Source organism: Blastococcus sp. TF02A-30 (assembly GCF_003319185.1).
Taxonomy (GTDB): Bacteria; Actinomycetota; Actinomycetes; order Mycobacteriales; family Geodermatophilaceae; genus Blastococcus.
Genome location: NZ_QOHJ01000005.1, coordinates 381,838 through 396,381, shown reverse-complemented (window position 1 = coordinate 396,381; position 14,544 = coordinate 381,838). Strand labels below are relative to the sequence as shown.

Sequence of the window (14,544 nt, the reverse complement as noted above, 5' to 3'; positions counted from 1 at the left end):
CCTCCAGGGTGGGCGCTGGTGCACGGTGGACCGGTGAGCAGCAGGCACGCCGCGGGCGACACCCGTCGGTCGATCCCGGCGGCGGCCGCTCCCTCCGAGCGGCTGACGTCGCTCGACGGGCTGCGCGGCCTCGCCGCGCTCGTGGTCGTCGTCCACCACTGCGCACTGGTGCTGCCGTCGCTGGCAGCGCAGGCCGCCGCTCCGGACCGGAGCGCAGCGACCTGGTGGCTGACCTACACGCCTGCGCACCTGCTGTGGGCCGGCGGCGAGGCGGTGCTGGTCTTCTTCGTGCTCAGCGGGCTGGTGCTGGCCCTGCCGCACCTGCGGCCTTCCCGGCCGGGGACCTGGCTGCCGTACTACTGCAAGCGGGTGCTGCGCCTGTACGTGCCGGTCATCGTGGCGGTCGCGCTGACCGGGGCGCTGGTGACGCTGTTCCCGCGGACCGCCGACCCGGCGCAGAGCTGGTGGATGAACGCGCACGCCGTGCCGGTGCAGCTGTTGACACTGGTCCACGACGCGTGGCTGCTCGACGGCACCGGCTGGCTGAACTCCGCGCTGTGGTCGCTGGAGTTCGAGGTCGCCTTCTCGTTGCTGCTGCCGGTGTTCGTGGTGCTGGCGCGGCCGCTGGCCGTGCCGCTGTGGGGGTCGGTGCCCGCGGTGCTGCTCGCCTGCGGCTGGGCCACCGCGCGGGGGCACGAGCGGCTCAGCTACCTGATGGTGTTCGCGGTGGGCGTGCTGCTGGCCCAGCGGTTGCCGACGCTGCGTGCGTGGGCCGACCGGATCAACGGGTCGGCGCGGTCGGGGCTGATGTGGAGCGGCCTCGGCGGGCTGGGCGTGCTGGTGCTGCTGGGTGAGTGGTGGCTGAAGCTGGTCGTCGGCGACCCGACGCTGTGGTCGCCGATCGGGCGGCCGGCCGGGGTGCTCGGTGCGGCGGTGCTGGTCTTCTGCTTCCTGCACTGCCGCTCGTTGCGCGCGCTCGGGAACAGCCGGCCGCTGCAGTGGCTCGGCACCGTGTCGTTCTCCCTGTACCTGGTGCACGAGCCGATCGTGGTGTCGGTGGCGACGCTGGTGCCGTCGACGCCGCTTGGGGTGCTGGTCGTGCTGGCCGTGGGCGTCCCGGTGAGCTTCCTGGTCGCCGTCGTGTTCCACCGGGCAGTCGAGCGGCCGAGCCAGCTGCTGGCGGGGTGGGCCGGCCGGGTGGTGCGTCGGCGGGTTGCACCTCCGGTGCCTGACCCGGCGGAAACGGTTCGGCTGGCCGCCCCCGTGCCTGCGGTCGGACCGCTCGGGGCGGGGCCGATCCCCGTGCAGCCGCACGCCGGCACGCGCTCGAACGCGGCCGCCGGGCCGCGGGTCGCGGTGCGAACGGGGGCCTCGTACGCGGCTGCAGGGCCACGGGTTGCGGTGCCGACGCGCGCCCGGCACGCCGGCAGCTGAGCGCGCCCGGGCGGGGCCGGTCCCACCCCCGCAGACCCGCTGTCCCTGACCCTGATCGACCGAAGGAGACCGCACGGATGAGCGTGCAGGCGCTGCAGGACGGCCGGCTTCGCCCGGCGGCACGGCTAGCATCGCTGCCGATGGACGCGGGAGGGGACGAGCGCGGGACCCGACCGGCCGAGTTCTCCGGCCAGGTCCGCGGGCCCTGGGACGACACTGTCGTCGTCGTCCGGGTGTACAACGAGGCGCCCGTCGTCGGGGGGGTCATCGCCGAACTCGTGGCCGCGGGTCTGCGGGTGATCGCGGTGGACGACGCCAGCACCGACGGCTCGGCCGAGGAGATCGACAAGGCCGGGGCGTTCCGGGTGAGCCACCCGGTCAACCTGGGGGCCGGCGGTGCGCTGCAGACCGGGTTCGAGGCGGCGCTGCTGCTCACCGACGCGCAGTACATCGCCTGCTTCGACGCCGACGGCCAGCACCAGCTGCCCGACCTGCTGGGCATGATCGAGAAGATCCGCGAGGGCTACGACGTCGTCATGGGGTCGCGGTTCCTGGAGGGCGACGGGCCGACGCAGATGAGCTGGCTGCGGCGGGTGATCCTGCGGACCGCCGCGAAGCTGCTCAACCGGGGTAACACCACGCGGCTGACCGACGCGCACAACGGGCTGCGGATCGTGGCGCGGCACGTGGCCGCGGACGTGCGGTTGTCCTACGCCGGCATGGCGTACGCCTCGGAGCTGGAGCGCTACCTCACCCGGCCCGAGTACCGGATCACCGAGTACCCGGTGCACATCCTGTACACGGACTACTCGCGGGCCAAGGGTCAGCCGCTGCTCAACAGCATCAACATCCTCGCCGAGGTGGCTGCTCACCGGGTCACCCACTGGAGTCGCAAGTGATCATCCAAATCGTGCTGGTGCCGGCGCTCGTGCTGGCCGTGGTGCTATCGCTCCGGTCGCGGGCGTCGCTGCGCGGCCAGGCCCGCCGGAAGATCGTCGCGGCTCTCACCGTCGTCGCGGGGGCGCTGGCGGTGATGTTCCCGGACCTGCTGCAGGCCCTGGCCGACGCGGTGGGGGTCACCCGTGGCACCGACCTGCTGCTGTACGTCCTGGCGGTGGTGATCATCTACCTGGTGGGCAGCACGAGTGCCCGGTTCCGGGAGCAGGAGGCACGGATTGTGCTGCTGGCCCGGCAGGTGGCGTTGTCGGACGCGGTGCTCCGGTACGCGGAGGCGGCGGGCACCGGCTCAGGGCAGCGGGTGGACCAGGGGCCGCTGGCGGTTCCTCGCGGCGTCGAGCAGCACCCCGCCCACCGGTAGGACCTGCCCTTCCCCAGGCCGTGCGCAGGGTGCCGGCCTCGCCGTGGGTCTCAGAACGGGATGAGGGTGCTGGCCGGAACGGGGCGGCTCGTTCTGAGGGTGGCGAGCAGGTCGGCGTACTCCTGCTGCCCGGTGCGGGGTGCCGGCGTCACGGTCGGCGTGCTGCCGTCGTCGGTGCCGAAGGCCGGCGGGTAGGTGGTGAGGACGAGCCCGCCGGGCAGGGTCCACACCAGGCCGCCGTCCTCGTCGCGGTGCAGCTGCCAGCCCGGAGCCTGGTGGGACAGCCGGTGGTGGTGCTCGCAGAGGCAGGCGAGGTTGTCGTGCGCGGTCGGCCCGTGGGGGTGGGGGACCTGGTGGTCGAGGTCGCAGCAGCGGGCGCGGGCGCGGCAGCCCGGGAACCGGCATCGCCGATCGCGGAGCTTGACGAAGCGGTGCAGTGGATCGGTGGGCGCGTAGGCGTCGGTGCCCGGTGGTGGCCCGAGCCCGCGTCCTGACGCGGCGGCCGCCCGGAGTTCGATGCTGTCGGTCAGCGCCAGGAGCGCGCCGGTCAGCTGGTCGGTCAGCGCGATGCGCGGCCGCTCCGCGAGCGCGGTGTCGATCAGCCGCCGGATGTCCAGCAGCCGGGTCAATGCCTCCCGCACGGATGCGCTGACTTCTGCACCGGCCCGGCCATCGGAAGTTCGCCCGGGCGGTGCTGCCCCGGCGGGTGGGTGCATGTCGGCGTGGGCCGAGACGAGCGCCTCGGCAGCGGCCAGCTCCTCGGCTCGCAGTGCGGCGAGGCGCGCCGCGTCCTGGTCCTCGGCGGGAGCCGGGGCCTCGCTCGTGGGGGCGGCGGGGTCCTCGTCCTCGATGCCGGTCGGGGTGGGGGCATCGGTGTCGGGGGTGGCGTCGCGGTGCGTCTCGGGGCCGGTGGTGTCGGGCTGGTCTGCTGCGGGGCGCGGGAGGAAGCCGAGCGCATAGGCCAGTTCCCGGACCATCGCCGCGGGCACGAGCTCGCCGTCCACCTCGCCGGGCTCGTCGGCTCCGGGTCCCTCGCCGGTGAGGGTGTCCACCCCGGCGATGAGCGTCAGGAGCACCTTGACCACCGGGTGGTCGGCGTGCGGCCGGAGGATGAGGTCGGCCGCGCAGTCGGTCATGCGCTGCTGGTGGGTCCGTGGGTCGCGCTCGCCGTTCTCGTCGACGGCGCAGGCCTTCGCGTACTCGCTCAGCGCCTGGTGGACGGCGCGGCCCAGCGGCCCGGCCAGCACGATGGTCAGTGCCGCCATCCCGTCGTCGCGGGCGTCCAGCCGCACGTGCCGGTCGCGCACCGCCTTCGCCAGGCGGTCCGCGGCTGCGGCGGCGTCGATGCGGGCGAGCGCCCGCTTGAGGCAGGCGCGAAGCGCGGCGACGGTCTGCTGCGGAGCTCGGGGCAGGACGGCAGCCTCGACCGCCGCGCGCTTCTCCGGCGTGGACACCGGGCCGGCGTAGTCGACGATCAGGCGTGCGTGGGCGGGGGAGATGTCTCCGCGGCTCAACGCGGCGAGGGTGGCCGGCAGCTGCTCCACCAGCGTGACCGCTTCGAGCAGCATGGTCGATGCGGTGCGTCCGCTGACGCTCAGCGTTGCTGCCGCCTCGTCGACCGCCCATTCGCTGACCTCGGCGAGCCCGTCGGGACGCGCCGCGCGCGAGGCCGCCGAGGCTGCACCGACCTCGCCCTGCGCGCGGTCGAACATCGCCGCCGGGCGGTTGCGCGCGAAGGAGGCCAGCGCCCAGGCGCGTTCGGCGGCGACGCGGGCCGCCGCGCGGTCGGCAGCCACCGCCGCATCCAGGTTCCGCGCGCCGGCGGACAGCAGCCGGGCTCGTGCGTCGAAGAAGCGCTGCTGCTCGTCGCGGACGAAGGCGGCGGCGTCGGGGTAGTCCTGGCCGAACGGTGTGTCGAGGCAGGCGCGGAAGTAGGCGACGTACTCCTCGTCCGCCAGCACCACCTCAGTGTCGAACACGTGTTCGATGGTACCGGTTGTGCGGGCCGTCGACCAGCCAGAAGCCGCCGGAAGACGCGGGCAGAGCAGACTCCTGACGGCCCCGGCTGGGTCGGGCCGACAGGGTGCACGGACGCCTCATGCGCTGCAGGGAGATCGACGCATCTCCGCACTCTGTCGAGCCGGCGAACACCTCGAAGGGCCGGCCCCGCCCAGAAGAGCAGCGCTACAGCAGCCGGCGCACCAGCTGCCAGTAGCCGTTCATCACGGCGTTGAGCAGTCCGCCGCCGACCGGTAGCGGCAGGACGCTCTGGTCGAACCGCGCGGTGAGCAGGTGGGCCAGCTGCCGGTCGCTGCGGCGGCGCACCGCCTGCACCGCGCGCCGGTGGGTGGTCAGCCAGCGGTGCTCGCGGACCAGCCAGCGGTAGCCCCGGAGCTTGGCCGGCAGCCAGCCCCCGGCGGCCGCGACCAGCAGCATGGCGAGCTCGAACCCGAGCAGCGCGGGGGAGAGGAGCAGCAGCGTGCGGCGCTGGTAGAGGCTGAGCACCATGGTCAGGCGGTTGCGCTCGAGCAGGTAGAACTTCGACGGGTTCCGGCCGAACTCGTAGTGGTGCAGCACGACGGCCGACGGCACGTACACGACGTCCCACCCCTGCTGCCAGCAGCGCAGGGACAGGTCCGCGTCCTCGCAGTAGGCGAAGAACGGCTCGGTGAAGCCGCCCAGGGCGTTCCACACCTCGCGGCGGCAGGCGACCGCCGCCCCGGTCGCGCTGGGCACCGGCTTCTCGACGGCGTGCGCGTCGGCCCGCTCCCCGAGGTGCCCCGCCCAGGACAGGCCGAGCACGTGCACCGGGTTGCCGTCGGTGTTGAGCAGCTCGGGGGTGGCGGCCAGGCGCAGGCTGGCCGAGGCCAGGCCGACCTCCGGCCGGGCGGCCACGGCGATGAGAGCGGCGAGCGCACCCGGTTCCACGAGCGCATCCGAGTTGATGAACGTCAGGTACTCGGTGTCCGTCGCGGCCGCGCCGAGGTTGCACCCGCCGGTGAAGCCGGTGTTCGTGCCGGGGTCGAGCACCTGGACGCCGGGGCGGTCGCGCAGCGGTTCGAGCGAGGGGCTGGTGCACCCGTTGTCGACGACGACCACCCGCACGTCGACGTCGACGGAGGCCAGCAGCCGGTCGACCACCTCGTACAGGTAGGGCTGCTCCCCGTAGGCGAGCACCACCGCGGTCACGTCCACGAGGAGTCCTTCCGGTCGACGGGCGCCGGCACCGGGTCGAGCGGCGCCGAGGTGAGGGGGTGCCGCAGTCGCAGCCGCATCGCCACCGCGAGGACCACGAGGGCGACGGCGCTCGCGGCGAGGAAGGCGTAACCCACCCGAAGCTCGAGGCGCAGCGGCAGCAGCAGGGCGAGGAGGAAGGTGGCGGCGCCGGAGGTCCAGCCGACCACCGAGGCGCGGTAGCCGCGGACCGAGATGAGGGCCTGCCCCACGGCGGAGCCGACCATGAACAGGCCGCTCGCGGCGGCCAGGGGCCAGAGGTCGGAACGCGTGGTGACGAAATCCGGCCCGTAGAGGAGGCGGACCAGCCACGGGCCGAGCGCCACGATGACGACCAGGCCCGCCGCGCCCAGGGCCGCGACGCCCCCGGCGACGAGGTCGAGCCGTCGTCGGAACCCGGCGACGTCGCCGGCCGCGGCGAGCGCCGCCATGCCGGGCAGGAAGGAGGCCTGGATGGCGGCGAACAGGAAGAGCGGTACCCGGGCGAGCACCAGCACGCTGATGAAGATGCCGGCGCGCGCTTGCTCCTCCGCCCCGGCCAGGACGTTCACCGCGACCGGTGCGGCGTTCACCACGAACTGGCTCGCCAGGGCACCCAGGGTCAGCCAGCCGATGGCGCGGCGCAGGTGGCCCGGCGGGTCCGGGGGGCCGGGCAGGAGCGCGGGGCCGAGCCGGCGCGCGGTGAGCGCGACGGCCAGCACGGGCGCGAGCGCGAGTCCCAGGCCGTACCAGCCGGCGGTGGCGATCCCGATGACGGCGAGGACGGCGGCGGAGCCGATCCGCAGCACGCCGTCGATAGCCAGCTGGGCGCCGTAGCGCGGGAAGAACTGCCCGCCGGCGAACGCCCCGCGCGTCAGGTGTTCCGCGCAGAGCCCGACCAGGCCGAGGAACAGCGCCAGCACCATCACCTGCTCGCCGTGGAAGACGGCGTCGGCGAGCGGTCGGCTGCCCACCAGGAGGGCGAGGCCAGCGAGGACGACGACGGCGAGCGCGAGGAGGCAGGCGCGGAGGAAGACCGGCCGGGCTCCCTGCCCGGAGGCGTCCCGGTGGGCCGTCGATCGGCCGATCTCCTGCTCGAGCGGCTGGAAGAGGGCGGGGCCGAGCGCGTTGATGAGCACCCACAGGGTGCCCAGCGGCGCCAGTTCCGCGGGCCCCAAGGCGTACCCGCAGACGGAGAGGAAGGCGACAGAGGCGAGCCCCAGGACGCCGAGCCCGACGGCCACCGGGCCGATCTGCCGGACCGCAGCGGGTAGTTGCCTCGCCACTCTGCTTCCCCCTCGGTGCGCCGCGAGGCGCTCGACCTCAGCCTATGGCGCCACAGGGAGGCGGCCGCGTCCAGCCGCAGTCGCCGCCGGTGGGCCCTCGGTCACGCGACTGGCGGGGCCGGTGTGACGTGGGGGGCGAGTGGGGCCCGGGGCCGAAAAGGCGCGTGTCGACCTACGTCGCGGACTCGATCGGGCCGAAACGCCGCGTGTCGGGCGGCACATAGCAACATCTGTCAGGTGCGACCGGACACCTTCGGGGAGACATTCCGTCCGGTCGCCGATGACGAGCCGCTCAGGCGCAACTCCACACATCGATTCGCGCCGACACGCACCAATCCCGCCGTCTGATGTCCTTGCTTCGAACTCCGCCGCTGCTAACTTTCCGTCAGTCGCCCAACACGGGGCGCGATCGATGGGGGTTCCATTCTCATGAGCAAGCGCACTCTTACGGTCAGCTTCCTGACCGCGGGTCTGACGGCCGGCATCCTCGCCACGGCCGTCGGCCCGGCCGCAGCACAGGGCAACCCGCTCCCCAGCGGGGGCAACGCGTTCTTCCTCTCCGGCGCACTCAACACCACCGGCGTTGCGCAGAAGGTGTACGCCTACGGCAACGTCGGCGACCAGGTCTACTACGGCGACTGGTTCGGCACCGGCGAGGACGTCCCGATGGTTCGTCGCGCCAACATCTACTACGTCAACGACCCCGACGGTAAGGCGATCGTGTTCGCCTACGGCAACCCGGACGACGAGGTCCTCGTCGGCAACTGGGACGGCGAGGGTGCCGACCTGAACGGCGACGGCGACGCCACCGACACCGTGTTCGGTGTGGACGAGGCCGACGCCAAGACCGACTCGCTGGCCGTGCGTCGTGGCAACCACTTCTTCGTGAAGAACGACAGCTTCACCACCGGCAAGGCCGACAGCGAGTTCTTCTACGGCGACGCGGGCGACACCGTCCTCGTCGGCAACTGGGACGGCGAGTTCTCCGCCAGCACGCCCGCTGTCGACCACAACGGCAACGGCGTCATGGACAAGGGCACGCCGGCCTACGCGGCCGACGTCACCCCGGCGACCGACACCGGCTGGGACGCGAACGGCAACGGCAGCTACCTGGACGCCGGCGACCGTCAGCCCGGCACCGGTGTTGACAACAACGGCGACGGTGACTTCACCGACGGGGCGTCGCCGGCCGTGCCGGCCGACGTCCCGGCGAAGCCTGGCAAGGGCGACACCATCATGATCCAGCGCGGCAACCAGTTCTTCGTGAAGAACGCGATCACCACCGGTATCGCCGACTACACGTTCTACTTCGGTGACCGCGGCGACGCCGTCCTCGTGGGCGACTGGGCCACCCAGCCCACCCCGCGCGTCGGCTCGACCGCTGCGAAGCCCCCGGCGGACGCCGACGGTGCCGACCAGCTGGCGATCCGGCGGGGCAACATCTACCACCTGAGCACCGAGCTCGAGGCTGCCCGTGCGGACAAGAAGAACCCGGTCGCTTCCCGCGTGTTCGCCTTCGGTGAGGTCAACGACGCCGTCTTCGTCGCGAAGCTGGCCAGCCCGGCTGTCGACGCCTACGGCGACGACATCGCCGACGACGCCGGCACCACGGGCGACGACGAGTCCGTGATCACCGGTGACGGGTTCGGCGTCCGCCGCTGATGCTCGGCTGACACCGTCGGACTCTCCCTCCGGGGACTGAGGCCGGCACTGCACCACCGCACTGAACGACCGCACCCCCGGTCGGGCCTCCGGGCCCGGGCGGGGGTTCGGTCGTTCCTGCGTCCGACGGGGTCCGCCACGCCGGACGTGCCTGGGTGCGACGGTTCCGTCACAGACCGACGTACGGTGACCCCGCTGGCAGCGAGTCGCTCCGGCGGGTTATCGACGTCGCACCCGGTGCGAAGCACGCCGCTGAGGCAGGCTGCTCGCGGGTGTCAGACCTCCGGGGGAAGACGCAGTGCTCATCGGCGCCAAGACCATCGCCACGTTCTTCGCTCTCATCGCCCTCGCGGGTGGTCAGCTGCGCGGCGAGGTCGCACCGCCGCCGACGGGGATCTCCGTCGCCGTCGTGGGCGACTCGTACGCCGCCGGCGTCGGCGCCACACCCACGCGGGCCTGGCAGCACTACGCCGCCCTCGAACTCGGCTGGTTCGTGGAGTCGGTCCGCGCCTATCCGGGCGCCGGCTACGTCAACCGGGGGACGTACCAGCCGTACGAGGTGGCGTTGGCCCTGGATCCGCTCCCACCGACGGTGAGCCAGGTGGTCGTGCAGGGCGGCTTCAACGACATCGCCTATGAACCGGCCCAGGTGGGCGCGGCCGTGACCCGCACCCTGGCGCTCATCCATGCGCAGGCTCCGCTGGCCGAGGTCACGGTCGTCGGCATGTTCGACCCGGGCCCCGGAACGTTCACCGGCAGCTACCCCAACATGCTCGCCAACGCCGAGGCGATCCGGCAGGCCGTCGTGGCCGCCGGTGACCGGTACGTCGACGGTCTGCCGATGCGCTACGAGGTGGGGCCGGACCGGGCGCATCCGACGGCAACCGGTCACGCCGAGCTGGGGCACGCGGTCGCCGGGGCGATCCGAGTGTCCGTTCCCGGGGCGGTCCCGCACAGGACCGGGGCACTGAACTCGCGTCAGGCCGCGGTGATCGGCGTCTCCCGCGTGGGGCCGCACGGAGGCCGGTGGTTCCACCTCGCCAGCACCCAGGGGGGCCAGCTCGGCCCGGTCGCGACGATGACGTTCGGGGAGGCCGGCGACGTGCCCGGCCTCCTTCCGGACGCGAGCGGCCGGTGCATGCCCGCGGTCTACCGGCCCTCGACCGGCATCCTCTACGCCGCGTCGGACCTCGTCGACGGCGGTGGGGTGGTCGAGGCCGTTCCCGTCGGCCGGCCAGGCGACCAGCTGGTCCAGAACGGCTCGTCCGCCTCGCCGTGGGGCCGTGCGGTGATCCTGCGGCGTCCTTCGCAGAGCGCATTCGTCGAGCAGGTCCCGGGGCCGTCCGGTCCCGACGCCGGCTCCCTGGTCCTCGGTCGGCCGGGCGACCGGGGCTTCCTCTACTCCGCGACCGGCACCGGCACCACGCTCGGTGTCCACCGGTCCGAGACCTCGACGTTCTTCATCGCCGAACCGGCGGCGAGGTCGGCCACGGCGGTGACCGCCATCCCGTTCGGGAATCCCGGCGACCAGGGGCTGGTCGGCGCCTGGGGCTGGTCGGACGTGGACGGATCCGACCGGGTCGGGGTCTTCCGCCCCGCGACGGCGCAGTGGTTCCTCGCCGGGGGGTCGCTCACGGCAGGTGTCGCCACCCCCACCACCGAGGTGACGTCGTTCGTCTTCGGCGATCCGGGCGATACCGCGCTGGCCTGCGACCCGGTCTGACCGGTAACGCCTCCCGGGGCCGAGCCGCCGTCCTGCTCCAGCCGAGGACGCGGCGACGGGGCGGAGATCCGCATACGTGCGGCGGGCGCTGAGTCGCTTCGGACCTGGTCGCGGAGGAGGGTTGCCTCCGCTCGGCAAGTGCCCGAGCCCCGGCGATCGAGGGGGGCCGTCATAGCCAGGGCCCGGGCACCAGCGCCGGCGCGGTCAGTGGGGCGACAGCGACAACACCCTCAGAGTCGTGCGGCGGGAGCGTTCGAGCCGCTGAGCGCTGAGATTGAGCAAAGTGTAGGTGGCCTGCACGGGAACGCGCGGCAGGCGCGCTCAGGACACCCCGGTCCGTTCGCCACCACGCAGGTTCTTCGGCGTTCGCGGACGGTCGACCGGCTCGCCGAGCGCCGACTCAGGTGGCCGGCACCCAGCTGCCGTCGGGCTGCGCCCGCATCATCGGGGCGTCCTCAGGAATGTTGAAACGCACCGGGCCGCGGACCGGCGTCCACGAGCCGTCCTCCTCCAGTCGGCGGCCGTTCAGGATCGTGCCCACGGCGAACAGCACGTCGGCCTCCGGCTTGATACCAAGCAGTCCGTCGATGATCCCTCGGAAGCGAAGCTTCCCGCCGCGCACGTGCACGTCACCGTTCACGACCGCGGAGACGTCGGCCTGTCCGTCCAGGCGGACCTCGATCGGGCCGTTGCACGTGCCGGTGAGAGTCAGCTGGCCGGTGACCGTGGCCCCTCCGTGGAGCGTCCCCTCGATCTCGAGCGCGCCGTTGACCGCCAGGGGCCCCTGTACGTGGCCGGTCAGCTTCTTGAACATGCCGCAACCTCTCTCGGATCCGAAGCCCGAAGATACGTCCGGTCACCGGGGGGTTCCGCGGACCCCCGGGGAGAAGGAGGGCGGGGCTCCTGGGACGAGCGGGTCTCGGAAGTGGTCATGCGGCGGATCCCGTGCCAAGGTCTGGGGGCGTCACGGAGGCGCGGAAGCGGGGGTCATCGTGGGACGTCGGACGCGGGCAGGCGTGACAACAGCCGTCGTGACAGCTGGGTTGCTCGGGGCGGGGGCCGCTCCGGCCGCTGCCCAGGGCACGCCGATCGGGGGCTCCGGCGTCGGCTACTACCTCAACGACGCCTTCACCGGCCAGGCCAATCGGGTCCTCACGTACGGTGAGCGGCTGGACGACGTCCACGTCGGCGACTGGGACGGCAACGGCACGGACACCCTGATGGTGCGGCGAGGGAACAGCTTCTACGCCAGGAACAGCGCCACGTCGGGCCCCGCGGACGTCGTCTTCTCCTACGGGGACCCGGGCGACACCGTGCTGGTGGGCGACTGGGACGGCAACGGCTCGGACACGCTCGTGGTCCGCCGCGGCGGCACCTACTTCGTCAAGAACACCGTCAGCACGGGCACGGCCGACGTGGTCTTCTCCTACGGCGATCCGGGCGACACCGTGCTGGTGGGCGACTGGGACGGCCAGGGCGGGGACACCCTGACCGTCCGCCGGGGTGGCCGTTACTTCGTCAAGAACGATCTGTCGACCGGGGTTGCCTCGGGCGAGTTCCTGTACGGGGACCCGGGCGACGTCGTCCTGGTCGGCCGCTGGTCGGCGGGCCAGGCCGGTGACACGCTCGGTGTCCGGCGGGGGAGCACCTACTTCCTCCGGAACTCCCTGACCTCAGGGGTGGCCGACACGGTGTTCGCGTACGGCGAGCCCACGGACACCGCGTTCACCGGAGACTGGAACGCCGACGGTCTCGACACCCTGGGTGTCCGCCGCGATATCGTCCCCGTTCCGGCCCCTGTGCCGCCGGGACGGCCCGCCGACGTGGACTGTGCAGACTTCGCCACCCAGGCGCAGGCGCAGGCGTGGTTCACCCGCTACTACCCCGCCTACGGCGACGTGGCCGGTCTCGACGCGGACGGCAACCTGCGGGCGTGCGAGAGCCTGCCGTGACACGTCGCACCAGCAGGCCGTAGGGCCCCCATTAATGTCCGGGGCATGAAGAACCTCGACGTCGCTGCGGTCGTGTCCGGTGGCGCTTCCGGCCTGGGGGCGGCCACCACGCGCGCGCTGGCCGCCCGCGGCGCCGCCGTCACCATCCTCGACCTGCAGGAGGAGCGTGGCCAGGCGCTGGCCGCCGAGCTGGGTGGGCACACGACCTTCGTCCGCACCGACGTCACGGACGAGGCATCGGTCCAGGCGGCCATCGAGGACGCCACCGGGAAGGACCGCCCGCTGCGCATCGCGATCAACTGCGCCGGGATCGGCTACGCCGGGCGGGTGGTCGGCCGGGACGGCGTGCCGCACGAGCTCGACGCCTTCACCCGCACCGTGATGGTGAACCTGGTCGGCACCTTCAACGTGCTCCGGCTCGCCGCGGCCGCGATGGCGCGCACCGAGCCGACGGAGGACGGCGAGCGCGGCGTGGTGGTCAACACGGCGTCGATCGCGGCCTACGACGGGCAGATCGGCCAGGCCGCGTACGCCGCGTCCAAGGGCGGCATCGTCGGGCTGACCCTGCCGGCGGCGCGCGACCTCTCCTCGGTCGGCGTCCGGGTGTGCACGATCGCCCCCGGGCTCGTCGACACCCCGTTGCTGGCCGGTCTCCCCGAGGACGCCCGGACCGCGCTGGCCGCCGGCATCCCGTTCCCCAAGCGGCTGGGCCGGCCGGAGGACTTCGCCCAGCTCGCGCTGGCGATCGTCGAGCACGGCTACCTCAACGGCGAGGTCATCCGCATGGACGGCGCGCTCCGCATGGCCCCTCGCTGACCCGTTCCGGACCGTCGCCTTCGCGACGTACCCGCCACGGCGGGGTGCTCCTGGACAGCTGACGATCCGGCGGGGAAGCTCGGAGCCCAGAGCCCGCCGGCGTGGTCGCACACCGCTCCTGTGCGCACGAGCGAGGCCGCGCAGCCGAGGAGAACCAGTTGAGCACCGCCGTCCTTCCCGCGGCGACCTCTCCCTCCTTCGAGAGCGAGTGGCGACCGGACTGGCCGCTGGACCTCCGGCGGGCGCTGCAGCCGCACCAGCGCGGCGCCGGTGACCCGACCCTGCGCTACGACGACGCCGGTGCGGCCTGGCGCACGACCACGACACCCGACGGTCCGGCGACCGTCCGGATCGACCACGCCGGTGGGTCCGTCCGCATCACGGCCTGGGGTCCGGGCGCGGCGTGGGCGGGGGAGCGGGTGCCTGGCTGGCTGGGTGCCGACGACCAGGTCGATGACTTCCGGCCGGACGGGCATCCCCTCGTCGCCCGGCTGCACCACGGCATGCCGTGGCTGCGGCTGGGTGGCACCGGCCGCACCTGGGACGCTCTCGTCCCCGCCGTCCTCGAGCAGAAGGTGACCGTCGTCGAGGCGCACCGCGTGTGGCGTGAGCTGATCCGGCTGGCCGGTGCTGCGGCGCCGGGGCCGGCGCCCGAGGGCATGCGGGTGGTGCCGTCGGCGCAGCGGGTCCTCGACGTCACGGACTGGCAGTGGCACTCCTGCGGCCTGGACGGCGCTCGCCGCCGCGCGCTGCGCGCCGTCGCCTCCGTGGCCGGCCGCCTCGAACCCGCCGGTTGCGACTCACCCACCCTGCAGCGGCGGCTGACCACGGTGCCCGGCATCGGCGTCTGGACGGCGGCGGAGGTCGTCCAGCGCACCCTCGGTGACCCCGACACGGTGAGCGTCGGCGACTACCACCTGAAGAACATCGTCGGCTGGTCCCTGGCCGGCCGGAAGACCGACGACGCCGGCATGCTCGAACTCCTCGAGCCCTGGCGCGGGCACCGGCAGCGCGTCGTCCGGCTGCTGATCGCCGGCGGCAGCCGCCCGCCGCGGCGGGGACCGCGCAACGCCCCGACGAACTACCGGCGGATCTGACCTCGCCCGGATCTGGTCTCGCCCGGATCTGGTCTCCGCCTTC

Annotated in this window: 12 protein-coding genes; 8 read left to right on the top strand and 4 right to left on the bottom strand. The window is 73.3% G+C overall.

Features of this window, described 5'->3' with window-relative positions; all coding sequences use genetic code 11:
* The first annotated feature begins 33 nt into the window (after positions 1 to 33).
* From DQ241_RS13770 to DQ241_RS13760, 3 genes are all read left to right on the top strand, one after another.
* Positions 34 to 1,434, top strand: a complete 1,401-nt coding sequence (locus tag DQ241_RS13770) for an acyltransferase (protein WP_158545937.1) — start codon at positions 34 to 36, stop codon at positions 1,432 to 1,434.
* A 77-nt stretch (positions 1,435 to 1,511) separates the two neighbouring features.
* Positions 1,512 to 2,333 (top strand): glycosyltransferase family 2 protein, encoded by an 822-nt coding sequence (locus DQ241_RS13765; protein ID WP_199584511.1) that lies wholly within the window; start codon positions 1,512 to 1,514, stop codon positions 2,331 to 2,333.
* The gene (locus tag DQ241_RS13760; RefSeq protein WP_158545936.1) at positions 2,330 to 2,752 is read left to right on the top strand and encodes a DUF2304 domain-containing protein; all 423 of its coding nucleotides are present in this window, start codon (positions 2,330 to 2,332) and stop codon (positions 2,750 to 2,752) included. The genes DQ241_RS13765 and DQ241_RS13760 overlap by 4 nt, the downstream gene beginning before the upstream one ends.
* A 50-nt stretch (positions 2,753 to 2,802) precedes the next feature.
* On the opposite strand, the gene DQ241_RS13755 is transcribed toward DQ241_RS13760, so the two are convergent.
* The 3 genes from DQ241_RS13755 to DQ241_RS13745 form a co-directional block, all read right to left on the bottom strand.
* Positions 2,803 to 4,731: an HNH endonuclease signature motif containing protein gene (locus DQ241_RS13755; RefSeq protein ID WP_113830742.1), complete on the bottom strand. Its 1,929-nt coding sequence runs from the start codon at positions 4,729 to 4,731 to the stop codon at positions 2,803 to 2,805.
* A gap of 205 nt (positions 4,732 to 4,936) precedes the next feature.
* On the bottom strand, positions 4,937 to 5,947 hold the full coding sequence (locus DQ241_RS13750; protein ID WP_113830741.1) for a glycosyltransferase family 2 protein: 1,011 nt from the start codon (positions 5,945 to 5,947) through the stop codon (positions 4,937 to 4,939).
* Positions 5,938 to 7,251 (bottom strand): lipopolysaccharide biosynthesis protein, encoded by a 1,314-nt coding sequence (locus DQ241_RS13745; RefSeq protein ID WP_147252380.1) that lies wholly within the window; start codon positions 7,249 to 7,251, stop codon positions 5,938 to 5,940. Before DQ241_RS13745 ends, DQ241_RS13750 begins: the two co-directional genes overlap by 10 nt.
* A gap of 429 nt (positions 7,252 to 7,680) precedes the next feature.
* Here DQ241_RS13745 and DQ241_RS13740 point away from each other — a divergent pair, with 429 nt between their 5' ends.
* Entirely contained in the window at positions 7,681 to 8,913 is a 1,233-nt protein-coding gene (locus DQ241_RS13740) for a hypothetical protein (RefSeq protein ID WP_113830739.1), read from the top strand.
* Between the two features lie 298 nt (positions 8,914 to 9,211).
* Positions 9,212 to 10,636 (top strand): SGNH/GDSL hydrolase family protein, encoded by a 1,425-nt coding sequence (locus tag DQ241_RS13735; protein ID WP_158545935.1) that lies wholly within the window; start codon positions 9,212 to 9,214, stop codon positions 10,634 to 10,636.
* Positions 10,637 to 11,036: 400 nt separating this feature from the next.
* On the opposite strand, the gene DQ241_RS13730 is transcribed toward DQ241_RS13735, so the two are convergent.
* Complete coding sequence (locus tag DQ241_RS13730; RefSeq protein WP_113830737.1) at positions 11,037 to 11,450, bottom strand: polymer-forming cytoskeletal protein; 414 nt, start codon at positions 11,448 to 11,450, stop codon at positions 11,037 to 11,039.
* 217 nt (positions 11,451 to 11,667) lie between these two features.
* Here DQ241_RS13730 and DQ241_RS13725 point away from each other — a divergent pair, with 217 nt between their 5' ends.
* The 3 genes from DQ241_RS13725 to DQ241_RS13715 all read left to right on the top strand — a co-directional run bounded on the left by DQ241_RS13725 (position 11,668) and on the right by DQ241_RS13715 (position 14,501).
* A complete protein-coding gene (locus DQ241_RS13725) occupies positions 11,668 to 12,588 on the top strand; it encodes a hypothetical protein (RefSeq protein WP_147252379.1) in 921 nt (306 codons plus the stop codon).
* 45 nt (positions 12,589 to 12,633) lie between these two features.
* Positions 12,634 to 13,404, top strand: a complete 771-nt coding sequence (locus tag DQ241_RS13720; protein ID WP_113830735.1) for an SDR family NAD(P)-dependent oxidoreductase — start codon at positions 12,634 to 12,636, stop codon at positions 13,402 to 13,404.
* Between the two features lie 158 nt (positions 13,405 to 13,562).
* Entirely contained in the window at positions 13,563 to 14,501 is a 939-nt protein-coding gene (locus DQ241_RS13715) for a DNA-3-methyladenine glycosylase (protein WP_113830734.1), read from the top strand.
* The last annotated feature ends 43 nt before the right edge of the window (positions 14,502 to 14,544 follow it).